18 protein-coding genes are annotated in these 18,013 nt (G+C 72.8%); 8 read left to right on the plus strand and 10 right to left on the minus strand.

Annotated elements, in window-relative coordinates; all coding sequences use genetic code 11:
- The 8 genes from H0H10_RS32245 to zapE all read right to left on the minus strand — a co-directional run bounded on the left by H0H10_RS32245 (position 1) and on the right by zapE (position 8,815).
- The gene (locus H0H10_RS32245; protein WP_188184706.1) at positions 1-855 is read right to left on the minus strand and encodes a polysaccharide deacetylase family protein; all 855 of its coding nucleotides are present in this window, start codon (positions 853-855) and stop codon (positions 1-3) included.
- A gap of 76 nt (positions 856-931) precedes the next feature.
- On the minus strand, positions 932-2,458 hold the full coding sequence (locus H0H10_RS32250; RefSeq protein ID WP_188184707.1) for an FAD-dependent oxidoreductase: 1,527 nt from the start codon (positions 2,456-2,458) through the stop codon (positions 932-934).
- A 55-nt stretch (positions 2,459-2,513) separates the two neighbouring features.
- On the minus strand, positions 2,514-3,929 hold the full coding sequence (locus H0H10_RS32255) for a PhoX family protein (RefSeq protein ID WP_188184708.1): 1,416 nt from the start codon (positions 3,927-3,929) through the stop codon (positions 2,514-2,516).
- 90 nt (positions 3,930-4,019) lie between these two features.
- Positions 4,020-4,820: a slipin family protein gene (locus tag H0H10_RS32260; RefSeq protein ID WP_188184709.1), complete on the minus strand. Its 801-nt coding sequence runs from the start codon at positions 4,818-4,820 to the stop codon at positions 4,020-4,022.
- Between the two features lie 137 nt (positions 4,821-4,957).
- Entirely contained in the window at positions 4,958-6,448 is a 1,491-nt protein-coding gene (locus H0H10_RS32265) for a SulP family inorganic anion transporter (protein ID WP_188184710.1), read from the minus strand.
- An 8-nt stretch (positions 6,449-6,456) separates the two neighbouring features.
- Positions 6,457-7,038: a carbonic anhydrase gene (locus tag H0H10_RS32270; RefSeq protein WP_188184711.1), complete on the minus strand. Its 582-nt coding sequence runs from the start codon at positions 7,036-7,038 to the stop codon at positions 6,457-6,459.
- A 76-nt stretch (positions 7,039-7,114) separates the two neighbouring features.
- A complete protein-coding gene (locus H0H10_RS32275; RefSeq protein WP_188184712.1) occupies positions 7,115-7,519 on the minus strand; it encodes a hypothetical protein in 405 nt (134 codons plus the stop codon).
- A 177-nt stretch (positions 7,520-7,696) separates the two neighbouring features.
- Positions 7,697-8,815, minus strand: a complete 1,119-nt coding sequence (gene zapE, locus H0H10_RS32280; RefSeq protein WP_188184713.1) for a cell division protein ZapE — start codon at positions 8,813-8,815, stop codon at positions 7,697-7,699.
- A gap of 476 nt (positions 8,816-9,291) precedes the next feature.
- On the opposite strand from zapE, the gene H0H10_RS32285 reads away from it, so the two are divergent.
- The 8 genes from H0H10_RS32285 (at position 9,292) to H0H10_RS32320 (ending at position 16,740) form a co-directional block, all read left to right on the plus strand.
- Positions 9,292-10,086, plus strand: coding sequence for a pyrimidine reductase family protein (locus H0H10_RS32285; RefSeq protein WP_188184714.1), 795 nt, complete (start codon positions 9,292-9,294; stop codon positions 10,084-10,086).
- Between the two features lie 204 nt (positions 10,087-10,290).
- On the plus strand, positions 10,291-10,764 hold the full coding sequence (locus tag H0H10_RS32290; protein WP_188184715.1) for an indole-3-glycerol phosphate synthase: 474 nt from the start codon (positions 10,291-10,293) through the stop codon (positions 10,762-10,764).
- 286 nt (positions 10,765-11,050) lie between these two features.
- Entirely contained in the window at positions 11,051-12,448 is a 1,398-nt protein-coding gene (gene murC / locus H0H10_RS32295) for a UDP-N-acetylmuramate--L-alanine ligase (RefSeq protein WP_188184716.1), read from the plus strand.
- 14 nt (positions 12,449-12,462) lie between these two features.
- Complete coding sequence (gene msrB, locus H0H10_RS32300) at positions 12,463-12,870, plus strand: peptide-methionine (R)-S-oxide reductase MsrB (protein WP_188184717.1); 408 nt, start codon at positions 12,463-12,465, stop codon at positions 12,868-12,870.
- A 336-nt stretch (positions 12,871-13,206) separates the two neighbouring features.
- Positions 13,207-14,331, plus strand: coding sequence for an ABC transporter ATP-binding protein (locus H0H10_RS32305; protein WP_188184718.1), 1,125 nt, complete (start codon positions 13,207-13,209; stop codon positions 14,329-14,331).
- Positions 14,328-15,032 (plus strand): ABC transporter permease, encoded by a 705-nt coding sequence (locus H0H10_RS32310; protein WP_188184719.1) that lies wholly within the window; start codon positions 14,328-14,330, stop codon positions 15,030-15,032. Before H0H10_RS32305 ends, H0H10_RS32310 begins: the two co-directional genes overlap by 4 nt.
- The gene (locus H0H10_RS32315) at positions 15,029-15,694 is read left to right on the plus strand and encodes an ABC transporter permease (protein ID WP_188184720.1); all 666 of its coding nucleotides are present in this window, start codon (positions 15,029-15,031) and stop codon (positions 15,692-15,694) included. The genes H0H10_RS32310 and H0H10_RS32315 overlap by 4 nt, the downstream gene beginning before the upstream one ends.
- Positions 15,695-15,783: 89 nt before the next feature.
- Positions 15,784-16,740 carry an ABC transporter substrate-binding protein gene (locus H0H10_RS32320; RefSeq protein ID WP_188184721.1) on the plus strand — a complete coding sequence of 319 codons (957 nt, stop codon included), beginning with the start codon at positions 15,784-15,786 and terminating at the stop codon, positions 16,738-16,740.
- Positions 16,741-16,789: 49 nt separating this feature from the next.
- Here H0H10_RS32320 and H0H10_RS32325 read toward each other — a convergent pair whose 3' ends face one another.
- Complete coding sequence (locus H0H10_RS32325) at positions 16,790-17,248, minus strand: DUF6114 domain-containing protein (RefSeq protein ID WP_188184722.1); 459 nt, start codon at positions 17,246-17,248, stop codon at positions 16,790-16,792.
- Positions 17,248-17,922 (minus strand): DUF6230 family protein, encoded by a 675-nt coding sequence (locus H0H10_RS32330; protein ID WP_188184723.1) that lies wholly within the window; start codon positions 17,920-17,922, stop codon positions 17,248-17,250. Before H0H10_RS32330 ends, H0H10_RS32325 begins: the two co-directional genes overlap by 1 nt.
- Positions 17,923-18,013: the final 91 nt, after the last annotated feature.

The following is an 18,013-nucleotide window of genomic DNA, read 5'->3' on the forward strand; positions in this document are numbered from 1 at the left end:
TCAGCGCTGCCCGTTCGCCGCGCCGATCAGCTCGGAGACCTTCACGAAGCGGAAGCCCTCGCGGCGCAGCCCGGGCACGATCGTCCGTACCGCCCGCTCGGTCACCGGGGCCGCGCTGCGGGTGCAGTGCAGGACGACGACCGATCCCGGCCGTACGCCCTCCAGCACCTGCCGGGCGACGGCGTCCGCGTCGGTCGCGAACGCGTCCCCGCTCACCACGTCCCACTGCACGGCGGTGACGCCGGCCGCGGCCAGCTCCCTGAGGGCGGCGCGGTCGTAACAGCCGCCGGGGAAGCGGAAGTACGGCTTCGGATCGGGGACCCCGGCCTTGCGGAACGCGGCGTACGCCCGCTCCACGTCCGACCGCATCCGTTCCCGCGGCACGGTCGGCAGGCCGTAGCAGTCGTCGGTGAACGCGTAGTGGCTGTAGGAGTGGTTCGCGACCTCGAAGCCGGGGTCGCGGCCGATGGAGCGGGCCTGGTCCGGGTACTCCTCGGCCCACCGGCCCGTCATGAACACCGTGGCCGGCACCCTCAGCCGCCGCAGCGTCGCGATGAGCGGCGGATTGTCGAACCGCTCGCCCGCCGCCGCCCGCGGCCCCTGGTCGGCGGTCATGTCGGCGTCGAAGGTGAGGGCGACGGTCTTGCCCCGGGTGCGCGGACCGTGGGCGAAGACGGGGGTGAGACCTCCCGGGCCGGGCGCGACCGTGGGCGCCCGGGGCGGGGCGGGGGAGGGGGCGGCGGAAGTGGCCGAGGGGGCCGGGCGCGGCGCCTGGGCCGTACGGGTGCTGCCGCAGGCGGCGAGGGCGGCGGTCAGGGCACACAGGGCGGTCACACGTCGGACATGAGGGATCACCGGACGAACGTATGAGCCGGTGGTTCGGTACGTATGACCATGTGTGGTGACGTGCCCGGGGAGTCACCCTCCCGGGTCAGATGTCGCGCTGCTCCAGCGGCTTCGTGGCCGGCCCCTGGACGACGTGCCCGTCCGTGCCGAACCGGGAGCCGTGGCACGGGCACTCCCAGGCGCGTTCGGCGGCGTTGAAGCCGACCAGGCAGCCCAGGTGGGTGCAGCGCGCCGAGACGGCGTGCAGGGCCCCGGCGTCGTCCCGGTAGACCGCGAGCCGCTCACCGCCGACCCGGACGACGGCGCCCTCGCCGGGCGGCAGGGCGTCCACGGGCGGCGTGGGCCTGAGCCGGTCGCCGACGAAGTGCCGGGCGACCTCCGCCTGCGTCTTCAGGAACGCCGGCGCCTCGCGCACCGCCGTCAGCAGCCGGCGCGGGTCGTACAGCCCGCTCCACGCGCACTCCTCGCCGGTGATCTGCGCGGCGAGCAGCCGGCCCGCCATCATGCCGCCGCTCATGCCCCAGCCGCCGAACCCGGAGGCGACGTAGGTGTGCCGCGCACCCGGGTGCATCGGGCCCACCATCGGCACGGTGTCGGTCGGGTCGATGTCCTGCGTGGCCCAGGCGTAGGTGAGGTCGACGCCGGGGAAGTGCTCGCCCGCCCAGGCGGACAGCCGGTCGAAGCGCTCCCGGGCGTCACCGGTGCCGGGGGTGAAGTGCTCCCCGGTGACGATGAGCAGCCGGTCGCCGGAGTCACCGTCCAGGGGTGCCGTACGGACCGAGCGGGTGCCCTCGTCCGGCGTGATGTACATGCCGTCCGGGTCGCGCTCGCCTTCGATGCGCCCGGCGACGACCAGTTCCCGGCGCGGGGAGAGCCGGGCGAACAGCAGGGCCCGGTCGAAGACCGGGTAGTGGGTGGCGACCACCACGTCCCGGGCGGTCACCGTCGCCCCCGTCCCGGCCGACACACGGCAGGGCGTGCCCTCGTGCAGTCCCTGGACGGTGGTGTGCTCGAAGATCCGCCCGCCGCGCGCCTCCAGGTCCTCGGCGAGGGCCAGCAGGTACTTGCGCGGATGGAACTGCGCCTGTCCCGTGACCCGGACCGCTCCCGCGACGGGGAACGGCAGCCCGGTCTCCGTGACGAACGACGCCGGCAGTCCCGCCTCCTTGGCCGCGGCCGCCTCCGCCCGCAGCTCGTCCGCGCGGCCCGGGTCCACGACGTAGGTGTAGGCGCTGCGGGTTTCCCAGTCGCAGTCGACGCCCAGCTCGGCCACGATCCCGGCGGCGTGCTCGATCGCCTCGCTCTGCGAACGGGCGTACAGCCGGGCGCCCTCGGCGCCCCGTGTCCGGCGCAGCTTGTCGTAGATCAGCGTGTGCAGGGCGGTCACCTTGGCGGTGGTGTGGCCGGTGACGCCGGCGGCGACCCGTCCGGCCTCCAGCACCGCCACGCTCCGCCCCGCCCGCGCCAGCTCCCAGGCCGTGCTCAGCCCGGCCACCCCGGCGCCGATCACGGCCACGTCGACAGCGAGGTCGTCCTCCAGCACCGGGCGGTCGGCGCCGCCCGGTGCCGTCTGGAGCCAGTACGAGCCGCTGACGTGCTGTTTCTCCGTCATGCGGCCCCGAGTACCCCGCCCGGACGGCTTCAGTGACCGGGCGGGGTGCGGCGCGCTACCGGCGCCAGGGGCCGGTCACCGCGAAGGTCGTCCCCGGCGTGTAGCAGTTGACGTACATGGTGTCGCCGTCGGGCGAGAAGGTGACCCCCGCGAACTCGCCCCACTCCGGTTCCTCGGCGGTGCCGATGTTCTGCCGGCCGCGGGCCATCGCGTAGACCTCGCCGCGCCGGGTCACGCCGTAGACGTGCTGGGCGCCGTCGCCGTCCTCGCAGACCATGAGGCCGCCGCTGGGCGCCAGACAGATGTTGTCCGGCGACTCGCCGGGGAGCCGGACGTCGGTGTCCGGGCCGAAGACGATCACCAGGGTCAGGCGGCGCCCGTCCGGGTCGTAGCGCCAGATCTGGCCGTAGTGGTCGCCCGCCGAGCCCTCCGCGCTGCGGGCGAAGGACGACACGAAGTACACGCTGCGGCCGCCCCAGTAGCAGCCCTCCAGCTTCTGCGCGTGCGTGATGCCCCCGCGCCCGAAGTCCTGGTGGCGGATGGGCGTACCGGCCGCCAGCGGGTCGGGTACGTCCACCCACTCGACGCCGCCGAAGGAGGCGCCGGTCTCCTGGATCGAGGACAGGTCGGGCACGCCGGGCACGCGCATCGCCTGCAGCCGCCCGCCCGCCCGCAGGGAGCCGGTGCCGCCGAGCGGCTTCTCGGGCAGGAACCGGTAGAAGAGGCCGAACGGCCGCTCGAACGCGTCCTCGGTCTCGTACACGACGCCCCGCCGCGGGTCCACGGCGATCGCCTCGTGCTGGAAGCGGCCCATCGCGGTCAGCGGCACCGCGCCGGTGCGGTGCGGGTCGGCCGGGTCGACCTCGAAGATGAAGCCGTGGTCCTTGGTGTAGCCGCTGGTGCCGGCCTTGTCCTCGGTCTCCTCGCAGGTCAGCCAGGTGTGCCAGGGGGTGGGGCCGCCCGCGCAGTTGACGGCCGTACCGGCGATCGCGACCCGCTCGTCCAGGACGCGGTTGCGCGAGTCCAGCGTCAGGGCCGTACAGCCGCCCTTGCCGGCCGGGTCGTAGGTCAGGCCCTCCACCGTGGGCACGGGGACTCTGCCGCTCGCGCGGTTCTCGTGGTTGCGGACGAGGTGGACCCGGCCGTGCCGGCCCGGGAAGGCCGACATGCCGTCGTGGTTGGACGGGACCGGGCCCTCGCCGGAGCGCAGCCGGTCGCCCTCGCGGGACAGGACCCGGTAGCGGAAGCCCGCGGGCAGGTCGAGCAGTCCGTCGGGGTCGGGGACCAGCGGACCGTAGCCGCTGTGGCCCAGGGGCTGCGCGGCGGCCGTGCCCGCGAAGAGTTCGGAGAGGCTTCCGGCGAAGGCGATCGAGACACCCAGGGCGCCGGTGCGGGCGAGCACCTGACGCCGTGTCGCACCGCCGTCGGCGGAGCTGCTGTCGGACAGGGTCCCGGGCGTGTTCTCGGGCATGGGGCGACCTTCCTGCTGGCGGACAGGGACGGTGACCCCGATGTGTTTATCACCTGGTACGGGCCTCGGGAACCACGCGTGCTACACGCGTCACATGCCGGCCGGCCGCTCGACGGCGTGCTCGGGCGCCGTCTGCTGCGCCTTTTCCAGGAACCGCAGCAGCTCCACCGGGAAGGGCAGCACCAGCGTGGAGTTCTTCTCGGCGGCGACCGCGACGACCGTCTGGAGAAGCCGCAGTTGCAGCGCGGCCGGCTGCTCGGACATCTGCCCGGCCGCCTCCGCGAGCTTCTTCGACGCCTGCAGCTCGGCATCGGCGTTGATGACCCGGGCCCGCCGCTCCCGGTCGGCCTCGGCCTGCCGGGCCATGGAGCGCTTCATCGTCTCCGGCAGGGACACGTCCTTGATCTCGACCCGGTCGACCTGCACGCCCCAGCCGACCGCCGGGCTGTCGATCATCAGCTCCAGGCCCTGGTTGAGCTTCTCCCGGTTCGACAGCAGGTCGTCCAGATCGCTCTTGCCGATGATCGAGCGCAGGGACGTCTGGGCCATCTGGGAGACGGCGAAGCGGTAGTCCTCGACCCGGATGAGCGCGTTGGCCGCGTCGACCACCTTGAAGTACACGACGGCGTCGACCCGCACGGTCACGTTGTCCCGCGTGATGCCCTCCTGTGCGGGCACCGGCAGCGTGACGATCTGGATGTTCACCTTGTGCAGCCGGTCCACGAACGGGATGATCATCGTGAAACCGGGCTGGCGCACCTCGCCCGCGAGCCGTCCGAGCCGGAGGACCACCCCGCGCTCGTACTGCTTCACGACCCGCGCCGCCGAGACGACGTAGAGCAAGCCCGCGCTTCCGGCGGCGGCGACCGCGGTCAGCAGCTCGTCGAGCATGACGACCTCCTCGCCCAGAGGTCCGTTTCGCGTCCTTGTATCACAATATGCCCGGCGCCCGGTCCGGGGCCATGCCGGAACCGGGCGCCGGGTACGGGCGGACCGTCCGCGCACGGCGGATCACCCGTTCGAGGGGGCTACACCGCCGTCCTCGCGGGCTCGGTCACCTTCACGGGGTCCGTGCCGCTCGCGCTGTGCCGCTCGGCCCAGTTCTCCAGCGCCGTACGGCAGGCGTGGTCCAGGTGGTGCAGCCCGGACAGGTCCAGCTCGACCGGGCGGTCCTGCGGAAGCGCCTCCAGGCTCTCCAGGATCCTCGGCAGCCGCAGGAAGGTGGCGTTGCCCGACAGGTACGCCTGGACGGGACCGGCGCCCTTGTCGACGACCTCCAGCCGGAGGTGCGACGCCTCCCAGGCGGTCTTGACGACGGACAGCGCCAGACCGATCAGCACGCCCTCGAACATGTTGACGGCGACGATCGACACGGCCGTGACCACCAGGATCACGGCCTCGCCCCGGTGCGCGCGCCACAGCGAGACGATGCCGCGGAACGGGATCAGCTTCCAGCCCGCGTGGAGCAGGATGCCGGCCAGCGCGGGCAGCGGGATCAGCGCCAGCGCGGACGGCAGCAGCGCGGCGAACAGCAGCAGCCACACGCCGTGCAGGACCCGGGACGCCTTGGTGCGCGCCCCGGCGCCGACATTGGCGGAGCTGCGCACGATGACCGCGGTCATCGGCAGGGCGCCGAGCAGACCGCACACCGTGTTGCCCGCGCCCTGTGCCATGAGCTCCTTGTCGTACTCGGTGCGCGGACCGTTGTGCAGCCGGTCCACGGCGGCGGCGCTGAACAGGCTCTCGGCCGAGGCGATCAGGGTGAAGGCGAGGATCGTGCCGAGCATGCCGACGTCCGCCAGCCCGCCGAAGGCCTCGGAGCCGGGCGGCTGGACCGAGTCCAGCAGGCCGTTGACCTCGACGGTCGCGACCGACAGGCCGAACGCCAGGGTGAACAGCGTGGCCAGGACGACCGCGGCGAGCGCCCCGGGCACGGCCTGCGCCCGCTTCGGCAGCCGCTTCCACAGCACCATCACCGCGATCGTGCCCGCGCCGACCGCCAGCGAGGTCAGGGCCTCGGTGCTGCCCAGCGCGTCGACGACGGCACCGGGCAGCCCGAGGATCTTGTCGAGGCCGGAGGAGGGTGCCTCCAGTCCGGCCGCCGCGTACAGCTGACCGGCGATGAGCACGAGGCCGATGCCGGCCAGCATGCCCTCGACGACCGACAGGGAGATCGCCCGGAACCAGCGCCCCAGCCGCAGGGCGCCCATGCCGAGCTGGAGCAGCCCGGCGGCCAGCACGATCACGCCGAGGGCGGGCAGCCCGTACTCCTCGACCGCGCCGAAGACCAGCACGGTCAGTCCGGCCGCGGGCCCGGACACCTGCAGGCTGCTGCCCGGCAGCATGCCGGTGACGAGGCCGCCCACGATGCCGGTGACCAGGCCCAGCTCCGCGGGGACACCGGAGGCGACGGCGACGCCCACGCACAGCGGGAGTGCGACCAGGAACACGACGAGCGAGGCGGTGAAGTCCTGCCTCAGATGAGGAAACTTCCGCGTTTGCTGCGATATGGAGGTCATGGCGCGGCTCACAGGGCCTCGAAGGCGTCGGTCTGCGCGCGGTACTGGCGCACGGCCCCTGTGTGGACCCCGTAGTACCAGCCGTGCAGCCGGATCCGGCCGTCGGCCAGCCGCCGCTCGACGCACGGGTAGGACCGCAGGCGCAGCAACTGGGCGAGGACGTGGTGCTGCACGGCCTCGGCGACCGTCGGGTCGGCGGGGTCGCACGGCTTCGGTTCGTCCGCGGCGTGCGCCAGCCACTCGCGCACGGCGGGTACGGCGGTCAGGTCGTCGCCGCGCACCAGCGCGCCGACGGCACCGCAGTGGGAGTGGCCGCAGACCACGATGTCCGAGACGCCGAGCACCTGCACGGCGTACTCGATGGTGGCCGCCTCGCCGGTGGGGCGCTCGGCGGCGTACGGCGGGACGATGTTGCCCGCGGTGCGCAGCTCGAAGAGCTCGCCGGGCCGGGCGCCCGTGATCAGGGCCGGGACGACCCGGGAGTCGGAGCAGGTGATGAACAGGACTTCGGGCGACTGGCCTTCGGCGAGCCCGGCGAACTCCTCAGGGCGCTGTCCGAACGTGCGGGCGTTGTCGATGAGGGGTTGCATGATGTGGTGATTCCTCCTGGCGCGCTGTGGGGGCGCGTCGGACGGGCAGGAACGGGTGGGGGGACTGCTGTGCGGATCAGCAGCGGAAGACCTGAAGTGCCGCCGGGGAGTGTGCCGTCGACGGTCTCGACGGGTGCCGGTGCGCGCCGCCGGGCAGGGCCCGTTCGGGCGGGGCCTCGGCGTGCCGGCGCGCGAGCGGGCGCTCGGGGGTGTCGGGCGCGGAGGGGGCGGCGGCGCGGTGCCGGTCGCGGGTACGCAGGGGGCCGTTCGGGTTCTTGGGGGCCCCGGCGTCGTGGCAGGTGACGGTTTCACCGCGGAGGGCCGGTCCGGAAGGGTCGGCTCCGGGCAGGACGGCCTTGGCCGTGGCATCACGGCTCGTGTGCGCGGATGCGAAAGATCCGGAAGAGGTGAGGAACTGGAGGGCGAGCAGAACGGCGGCGAATAACGAAACCAGGGTCCGGGTCGTCGTGCCTCCGAACATGCGCCCCCCTCCAGGTGCTTCACGCCTCTGGTGCATCTCTAGCGCGCACCAACGTTTGGTCAATGCTTGGTCAAGAAGCAAGGTAACCCGGCAGACCCGTTTGCAGGGTTAACCAGGCGTTACGAGTCGAAGAGAGCCTGAAAATGGAGGGTCGGTTGGCGCGATCGGGCCCGTTTGTCAGCGATTGTCGACGAGGCGCGCCGCGTCGCGGGCCAGCGCGGTGAGCCGGGAGATGGCCCGGAAGTACTTCTTGCGGTACCCGCCCTTCAGCATCTCCTCGCTGAACAGCCGGTCGAAGGGCAGTCCGGAGGCCAGGACGGGCACCTCGCGGTCGTAGAGCCGGTCCGCGAGGACGACGAGCCGGAGCGCCGTCGACTGGTCCGGCACCGGGCGGACGCCGGTGAGGCACACGGCCGCGATGCCGTCGGTCAGCGCGCCGTAACGGCTGGGGTGGACGCGGGCGAGGTGGTCGAGGAGCGCCGGGAAGTCGTCCAGGGAGGCGCCGTCGGTGGCGTGCGCGGCCCGCGTCACCTCGTCGTCCGAGTACGGTGCCGGCGCCTCGGGCAGGCCGCGGTGGCGGTAGTCCTCGCCGTCGATGCGCAGGGTGCGGAAGTGGGCGGACAGGCCCTGGATCTCGCGCAGGAAGTCGGCCGCCGCGAAGCGGCCCTCGCCGAGCTTGCCCGGCAGCGTGTTGGAGGTGGCGGCGAGGGCGACGCCCGCCTCCACGAGCTTGCCGAGCAGGGTGGAGACGAGGACGGTGTCGCCGGGGTCGTCCAGCTCGAACTCGTCGATGCACAGCAGCCGGTGCCCGGACAGGGTCTGGACGGTCTGCTGGAAACCGAGGGCGCCGACCAGGTTGGTCAGCTCCACGAAGGTGCCGAACGCCTTGCGGGACGGCTCGGCGGGGGTCGCGTGCCACAGGGAGGCCAGCAGGTGGGTCTTGCCGACGCCGTAGCCGCCGTCGAGGTAGACGCCGCGGGGGCCGGCGGGGGTCTTCGGGGCCTTGCTCCGCCCGAAGCCGAGGAAACCGCGCTTGCCGCCGGTGGCGGGGGCCCCGTCCAGTCCGGCCGCGAAGCCCTCCAGGACCCGCACGGCCTCGCTCTGGCTGGGCTGGTTCGGGTCCGGGATGTACGTGCCGAAGCGGACGGAGTCGAAGCGCGGCGGCGGCACCATCTCGGCGACCAGGCGGTCCGCGGGGACGTGCGGCTCGCGCGCGCACAGGGACAGCGGGGCCGTCCCGGCTATCGGGGCGGAGCCGGGGGCGGTGGAACCGGGGGCGGGGGAGGAGGACGACACGGTTGTCCATGGTAGGGCCTGCGGGACGGGTGCCCTTCCGCTGCGCGGCGGGGGGTGGGGGCGTGGTGGCGAGGTGTGTCCGGTGCCCGGCGCCGGTGCGGGCCGCCGTGACGGCGTGGGGTCCTGCGTTCGTCGGTTGCCCGGCGTCGTGGCTGAGGGCGGGTGGGTGGCGCGGCCCGGCGCCGACGGGGTGCCTCCCCCAGAGGGGGTACCCCCAGCGCCCACCCGTGCCGCCCCTGGGGGTACCTCCCAGGCCGTTCAGGCACTGGGGGAGGCACGACTGCCCGTGGTTGCGGCGGCGCGACTGCCCGCGGTTGCGGCGGCGGGGTTGCCCGTGGTTGCGGCAGCGTGACTGCCCCGTGGGTTCGGTGGTGTGACTGACCGTGGTTGCGGTGGGGCGATTGGGTGGCTCTTCCGTGGTCACGAGGGGGTGGGTGGCGGGGTTCGGGGGTGGGGGGCGTGGAACACTGCACGGCATGCGACGCCTGTTCCCTGTGACCGATCAGACAGCAGAGCGGGACTCCGGCGGGACCGACCGGGAGTGGAGCCTCGCCGAGCTGGCCGCCGCCTACGCCTACCCCGAGCCCGGCGAGCGGGACGGGCGGCCGGGGGTCTGGCTGCGGGCCAACATGGTCTCCACGCTCGACGGCGCCGCCCAGCACGACGGCCGTTCGCAGCCCATCTCCAGCGCGGCCGACATGCGGATCTTCGGCACGCTGCGGGCGCTGGCGGACGTGGTGATCGCCGGCGCCGAGACGGTGCGGCAGGAGGGGTACCGTCCGGCACGCGCGCGTGCCGAGTTCGCGGAGCTGCGGCAGGCGTCCGGGCAGGGCCCCGCGCCGGTGATCGCCGTGGTCAGCGCGAGCCTGGAGCTGGACTTCTCCCTGCCGCTGTTCACCTCGCCGCTGGTCCCGACCCTGATCCTGACCGGCGCCGCGGCGGCCCCGGACCGGATCGCGGCCGCCGAGCGGGCCGGCGCCCGGGTGGTGGTCGCCGGCGACGGCGTCGGCGTGGACCCCGCCCGGGCCGTCCGCGCGCTCGCCGAGCTGGGCCACACCCGGCTGCTGACCGAGGGCGGGCCGCGCCTGCTGGGGCAGTTCGTCGCGGCCGGCGTGCTCGACGAGCTCTGCCTGACCGTCTCCCCGATGCTCACCGCGGGCGACGCGCAGCGGATCGCCGGCGGTCCCTCGGTCGGGGTTCCGAGGCGTTTCGCGCTGGCGTCCCTGTTGGAGGAGGAAGGTTTCCTCTTCAGCCGGTACCGGCGTGACTGAACCGGGCCGGGGCACTGGACCGCACATCGGTTCGACGGTTACCGCACATCCGGGAATCGGCGGAATCCCTCGTTCCGTTTAGTCCGCGCCGGGCACACTGAAACCGGCAGTACCCGTGCGATCACGGGGCAGGATGGTTTCCGCAGGGCCCGGTGCGGCCCCGCGGAAGGTGGGCCCACGGGCCCTCGAAGGAAGGGGCGCCTGGTGTTCACAAGCGTTTTGATGATCGAGAAGGCCCTGACGTCCGCCGACGTGGAGTTCGTCACCACCTTGCACGGCGACGAGCCGGTCGCCTTCCACGTGCTGCTCCAGCCGCGCGGCGACCAGGCCGACCGGCTGCTGCGGGCCATCGACGACGTCGCCCTCGGCGAGCTCGACGAGGCCGTCCGCGAGGGCGAGACACCGGAGGGCGAGGAGGCGCTGACCGTCGGCCAGCGGGCCCTGGAGGTGTCCCTCACGGCCCTGCGCGCGGCCGGCGCCCGGGCCGAGGGGCGGCTGGTCGAGGAACACCCGCTGGACGAACTGAAATCCCTGGTCGTGGAGACCGGGGCCGACGAGGTGATCGTCCTGACCGACCCGCACTACGTGGAGGAGTTCTTCCACCGGGACTGGGCCTCACGGGCCCGGCACAAGGTCGGCGTACCGGTCCTGAAGCTGTTCTCCCACAGCAAGGCATAGGCTAGGGCCCGCCTGACACATACCCGTCTGCTTCGCGACGCCTGGCACGCACGCTCGCCGCGTTGCCGAAACGCCCACGTGGCTCCGCCACGAGGGCGTCCCCGGCGCCTTGCGATCGCACGCGCCAGACGCCGCGAAGCCCGCCCTCCGGGCGGACGACGGGTATGTGTCAGGCGGGCCCTAGGCCAGCGCTCCCGCGCCGGGGGCGCGGACCGTCCTACCCGGCCGTCGGCACCCGCTGCCGACGCACCACCCGTCACCGTCGCACCACTGGGGAGAACAGCGCATGGCACCCGGCCTTCCTACCGCCATGGACCGACCGCACTTCATCGGCATCGGCGGCGCCGGGATGTCGGGCATCGCGAAGATCCTCGCGCAGCGCGGCGCCGCGGTGGCCGGCAGCGACGCCAAGGAGTCCGCGACCGCCGAGGCGCTGCGCTCGCTGGGCGTCACCGTGCACATCGGGCACGCGGCGGAGCACCTCGCCGACGACGCGAGCTGCGTGGTCGTGTCGTCGGCGATCCGCAAGGACAACCCGGAGCTGGCGCGCGCAGCCGAGCTGGGCATCCCCGTCGTCCACCGCTCCGACGCCCTCGCCGCCCTGATGGACGGCCTGCGCCCGATCGCGGTGGCCGGCACCCACGGCAAGACCACCACCACCTCCATGCTGGCGGTCTCCCTGTCCGAGCTGGGCCTGAACCCGTCGTACGCGATCGGCGGCGACCTCGACGCGCCCGGCTCCAACGCCCTGCACGGCGACGGCGAGATCTTCGTCGCCGAGGCGGACGAGAGCGACCGCAGCTTCCACAAGTACGCGCCCGAGGTCGCCATCGTCCTCAACGTCGAGCTCGACCACCACGCCAACTACGCCTCCATGGACGAGATCTACGAGTCCTTCGAGACGTTCGCCGACAAGATCGTCCCCGGCGGCACGCTGGTGATCGCCGCCGACCACGAGGGCGCCCGGGAGCTGACGCGGCGGCTGGCCGGGTCGGTGCGGACGGTGACGTACGGGGAGGCCGAGGACGCCGACGTACGGATCCTGTCGGTGGTCCCGCAGGGCCTGAAGAGCGAGGTGACGGTCCTGCTGGACGGCGCCGAGCTCACCTTCACGGTCTCCGTCCCCGGCCGCCACTACGCCCACAACGCGGTGGCCGCCCTCGCGGCGGGCGCGGCCCTCGGCGTCCCGGCCGCGGAACTGGCCCCCGCGCTGGCGGCCTACACGGGCGTCAAGCGACGCCTCCAGCTCAAGGGCGAGGCGGCGGGCGTCCAGGTCATCGACTCCTACGCCCACCACCCCACCGAGATGACGGCCGACCTGGAGGCGATGCGCGCGGCGGCCGGCGACGCCCGCATCCTCGTCGTCTTCCAGCCGCACCTGTTCTCCCGCACCCAGGAGCTGGGCAAGGAGATGGGCCAGGCCCTGTCCCTGGCGGACGCCTCGGTCGTCCTCGACATCTACCCCGCCCGCGAGGACCCGATCCCCGGCGTCACCAGCGACCTGATCATCGAGGCGGCCCGCGCCGCGGGCGCGGACGTCACGCCGGTCCACGACAAGGCGGAGGCCCCGGCGGTGATCGCGGGAATGGCGAAGGCCGGCGATCTCGTTCTCACCATGGGCGCGGGCGACGTCACCGACCTCGGACCGCGCATCCTGGACCAGCTGTCGAGCAAGGCGAAGTGAGGGGCTGAGGACTCATGGCGTACGACGTCGAGAAGCCGGACGAGCAGTGGCGCGCGGAGCTGTCCCAGGCCGAGTACGCCGTGCTCCGCCAGGCCGCCACCGAACCCGCGTTCACCGGTGAGTACACCGACACCAAGACCAAGGGCGTCTACTCCTGCCGCGCCTGCGGTGCCGAACTGTTCACCTCCACCACCAAGTTCGAGTCCCACTGCGGCTGGCCGTCCTTCTACGACCCGAAGGACACCGACGCGGTGGAGCTGATCGAGGACCGCTCCCACGGCATGGTGCGCACGGAGGTGCGCTGCGCCCGCTGCGGGTCCCACCTCGGGCACGTCTTCGAGGGCGAGGGCTACCCGACCCCGACGGACCAGCGGTACTGCATCAACAGCATCGCGCTGCGGCTGGAGCCCGAGGAGGGCTGACCGGAGCCGGGGAACCGGCAAAGCCCGTATCAGCGCCACGCGCCGCCGCACCGGACTGGCCGCCGCGCAGTCGGCGGCCCGGCCGGCCGAAGCCGCCGCCGGCCTGCTCACCGACCCGGCGGTCGCCACGGTCCGGCCGTGCGACGCGGAGGACGGCGTCCTGCTGTTCCTGCCGTCCATCGGCGCCGTCGCCGGTGCCCGGCCGCCCGCGTCCCAGCGGATCACCCGCCCGGGCGGAACGATCAGCCGGTCCGGTGGGTGTGCCGTCTAGACTCTCCCGGCAACGACCCGCGCGACCCGGCCAGACTTCCGCCCACCCGAAGGGTTTTCGGCGTTTTGATACGGATGGAATCAGTCACCAAGCGGTATCCGGACGGCACGGTGGCGGTCGACCGGCTGTCGCTGGAGATACCCGACCGCTCGATCACCGTCCTCGTCGGCCCCTCGGGCTGCGGGAAGACCACGACCCTCCGCATGATCAACAGAATGGTCGAGCCCAGCGAGGGCACCATCCTCCTCGACGGCGCGGACATCCAGCAGCAGCCGGTCACCACCCTGCGCCGGTCCATGGGGTACGTCATCCAGAACGCCGGGCTCTTCCAGCACCGGACGATCCTCGACAACATCGCCACCGTGCCCCGCATGCTCGGCTGGGGCAAGCACAAGTCCCGGGCGCGGGCGGCGGAGCTGATGGAGCGGGTGGGCCTCGACGCCTCCCTCGGCAAGCGGTACCCGTACCAGCTCTCCGGCGGCCAGCAGCAGCGCGTCGGCGTGGCCCGGGCGCTCGCCGCCGACCCGCCGGTGCTGCTCATGGACGAGCCGTTCTCGGCGGTCGACCCCGTGGTGCGCAAGGGGCTGCAGGACGAACTGCTGCGGATCCAGGAGGAGCTGGGCAAGACCATCGTCTTCGTCACGCACGACATCGACGAGGCCATGAAGCTGGGCACCCGGGTCGCCGTGATGCGCACCGGCGGCCGGCTCGCCCAGTTCGCACCGCCGGCCGAGCTGCTGTCCGACCCCGCGGACGCCTTCGTGGAGGACTTCCTCGGCGCCGACCGCGGCATCCGGCGGCTGTCCTTCTTCCCTTCCGCCGGCCTGGAGCTGACGACCGGTCCGGTCGTGCCGGCCGACGCCGGTGCCGAACGGATCGCCGCGTCCGACGCGCCCTACGTCCTGGTGACCGACGCGGCCGGCCGTCCGCTCGGCTGGAGCGACCCGCGCGACCTGACCGCCGGTGACATCACCCCGGAAGGGCTGCTGCCCTACGGGCGGCCGTTCGTGCCGGGCACCGACTCGCTGCGCGCCGCCCTCGACTGCGCGGTGCTGTCGCCCACCGGCTGGGCCGTCGCCGTGGACACCGACGGCCGGGTCGTCGGCGTCGCCTCGCAGGCGGCCATCGGCGAGGCGATCCGCGACGCCCACGCCGCCGGACGCGCCGACGACGCCAGGGTCGCCCCGTGAACGGCTTCTTCGACATCCCCAGCGACCTCCAGCACAGCTGGTGGGGCCTGATCGGACTGCATCTGCGGGAGGCGCTGCTGCCGGTGCTGGCCGGCCTGCTGCTCGCCCTGCCGCTCGCCCAGCTGTGCGTGCGCGTGCGCTGGCTGTACCCGCCCGTGCTGGGCCTGACCACCGTCCTGTACGCCGTCCCGTCCCTGGCCTTCTTCGTCGTCCTCATCGACTACACCGGCCAGACCGAGCTGACGGTGATGATCCCGCTGGCCGTCTACAGCCTGGTGGTGCTCGTCCCGGCGATCGTCGACGGCGTGCGCTCGGTGCCCGAGGAGACCCTGGCCGCGGCGAAGGCCATGGGGTTCGGACCCGTACGGCGTTACGTGCAGGTGCAGTTGCCGATCGCCGTGCCCGCGATCCTCGCCGGGCTCCGGGTGGCCACCGTCTCCAGCATCTCCCTGGTCAGCGTCGGCACGCTGATCGGCAACCAGGGCGCCCTCGGCAACCTGCTCGCGGACGCCCAGAAGTACGACCGGCCCGAGCTGGCCGTGAACTCCGTGATCACGACGGCCGTCCTGGCCGTCCTGTGCGACGCCGCGCTCGTGCTGGCCCGCAACCTGCTGACCCCGTGGATGCCGCGCGGCACACGCACCCGGCCGAGGCGGGCCGGGCGGCGGGAGCTGCCCGAGGCGGAGAAGGCGGCCCGGTGAACGTACTGAACTTCGTCAACGCCTTCTTCAGCGACGGCGCCCACTGGCACGGCTACGACGGCATCCCGCAGCGCCTGCTCGAACACGTCCGGTACTCGCTGCTCGCCCTCGCCCTCGCCGCCGCGATCGGCCTGCCGGTCGGCCTGCTGACCGGCCACACCGGGCGCGGCGGCAACGCGCTGGCGTTCATCGCCACGGCCGCCCGGGCGCTGCCAAGTTTCGGCCTGCTGGTGCTGATCGTCATCCTCATGGGCTTCGGACTGCTGCCCGTGATGATCCCGCTGGTCGTCCTCGCCGTGCCGCCGATCCTGGTCACCACCTACGAGGCGGTCCGTTCCGTCGACCCCTCACCGGTGGACGCCGCCCGGGGCATGGGCATGCGGGAGTCGCGGATCCTGTTCCAGGTCGAACTGCCGGTGGCGCTGCCGCTGATCCTGAGCGGGCTGCGCTCGGCGGCCGTCCAGATCGTGTCGACGGCCACCATCGCCGCGTACGTCAGCCTCGGCGGCCTCGGCCGGTACATCGTCGACGGGCTCTACCAGCGCGACTACGAGAAGGTGGTCGGCGGCGCGACCCTGGTGGCCGTCCTGGCGCTCGTCACCCTCGCGGTGTTCTGGGCGGCGGGCCGGCTGGCGGTGTCGCCCGGGGTGCGCAGGCGCTGACCCCCGGGCCGGGCCGCGCCGGCCGTGTGCGGGAAACCGTAACCAGGCCGTTGTTGACTGACCGACAACCGGCTGGATTGGATCGGTGGATGACTTCTACCGCGAAGAGCAGCTGGTCCAGGACGAGGCACACCGGCGCGGCGGCCGTCGCGCTCACGGCCGCGGTGGCGCTGCTCGCGGGCTGTTCCTCCGACGGCACCTCCGACGACCCGCTGGCGGGCGAGAAGGCGGACGCCGGCACCGTCGTCGTCGGCTCGAACAACTTCGCCGAGAGCACCCTGCTCGCCGACATCTACGGCGAGGCGCTCAAGGCCAAGGGCCTGAAGGTCACCTACAAGCACAACATCGGCAGCCGGGAGACGACGTACGGCCTGATGAAGAACGGGTCCGTCACGGTCCTGCCGGAGTACAACGGCTCGCTGCTGGCCTATCTCGACTCCGGGGCCGAGCAGAAGTCCGCCGAGGCGGTGAACGAGGCCGTCAGGGCCAAGCTCGACGAGAAGCTGACGCTGCTGGACTCCTCGCCCGCGGAGGACAAGGACTCGGTGAGCGTCAACGCCGAGACCGCCGAGAAGTACAAGCTCACCTCCTCGTCCACGCTCGCCGACCTCAAGGAGATCGCGCCGGACCTGGTGATCGGCGGTTCGCCGGAGTTCCAGACCCGGCAGCAGGGCCTGAAGGGCCTGAAGTCCGTCTACGGCCTGGAGTTCAAGTCCTTCAAGGCGCTCGACGCGGGCGGGCCGCTCACCCAGGCGGCGCTGGCCGACAACACCGTTCAGGCGGCGGACATCTTCACCACGGACCCGACCATCGTCAAGGAGAAGTTCGTCGTCCTGAAGGACCCGGAGAACCTGTTCGGGTTCGCGAACGTGACCCCGCTGGTCCACAAGGACGGGCTGCCCCAGAAGGGCGTCGACGCGCTCAACGAGGTCTCCGCCAAGCTGGACACCAAGACGCTCCTCGACCTCGACGCGCAGGTCCAGCTGGAGAAGAAGGACCCGCTGGACGTCGCCAAGGAGTGGCTGAAGTCCGCCGGTCTGCTCTGACCGCGGGGAACGCCGTCGCCCCGCCCCGGTCCCCCGGGGCGGGGGCGGATCAGGCGGGTTCGCCGGCCGGCGGCGCCGGCGGCAGCGGGGAGCCCTGGGCGGCCCGGGCCTCCTTCCTGCGGCGCCGGCGCGCGCGGCGCGGCTCCTGGTCGGGCAGCCACCCGAAGACCAGGCAGCTGCCGACGCAGCCCAGGAGGAGCCCGACGAGGAACCCTCCCAGGTTGGAGGTCAGCCACGTGCCCAGGGACGCCAGTACGCCGAGCAGTGAGTAGAACAGACGCTGGGCCGGGTTGACGAGGGTCAGCAGGCCGCACAGCAGCATCAGGACCGGCAGGAGATAGCCGGCCACGCCCTGCATGCCGACGTGCAGGACGACCTTCAGCGATGCCTTCATCGTGAACAGGACCTCGGCCCCGCCCAGGGCGAGCAGCAGCCCGCCCCAGAACGGCCGGCCGGACCGCCAGTGGCGGAAGGCGGACCGAAAGCCCCTGCGCCGGTCGGCCGCCATCAGCAGCCCGACTCGCTGAAGCGCATCTTCAGCCCCGGCAGCTTGAACACGCCTGCGGTGGTGGCGTAGTTGGTCTGCCGCAGATTGGCGATGTGCACGGTGTCGGCCTGCTGGCTGAACACGCCGATCGGACCGCGGCCCTTCGGCCCGGCCTTGTCCAGGGTGCTGGCGTCGTTGCCGATCTCGATGTTGTCGAAGGCGGCGTCGCCCGACAGCTCCGTCGAGTCGGTGGTCAGATCGCTGGCGCTCACCTTGGTCCCGCCGCCGCCCGCGGTGATGAGCAGGTTGGTACCGCCCAGGTCGACGCTCTGGCACAGCTTGGTGAGCGTCGCGTTCTTGATGACCGAGGTGACCACGAGCACCTGGCCGCCGGTGTCGCCCGCGTTCGGGCTGCCCTCGGCCATGTTGTCGAGCCCGCCGAACTGGGCGAAGCCGGTGCCGTCGAGCTCCGTGGCGGTGACGGTGAAGGGCATGCCGGAGATCGCGAACTGCACGCCCAGTGCCCCCTGGGCGGTGAGGATCGCCAGGCCGGCGGTGACCGCGGCGGCCGGCACCGCCATCACCGCGGCCCGGCGCAGTCTGACCCGGCCGCGTCTGGCGGAGACGCTTTCCGTGTCACCGGTGGGCTCGGGGGTGTCGCCGGCGGAAGGGGTGACGTCCGAGGACGAGGCCATGTCTGCTCCCAGAGGCATAGTCAATGCGGATCGGGTTTCAGCGGCACGTTGTCCTGGCGCGGACAGCGGCTGGTGCGCACGCCTCCTGGCA

This window comes from Streptomyces griseicoloratus (assembly GCF_014534645.1).
In the GTDB taxonomy this organism is placed as follows: Bacteria; Actinomycetota; Actinomycetes; order Streptomycetales; family Streptomycetaceae; genus Streptomyces; species Streptomyces griseicoloratus.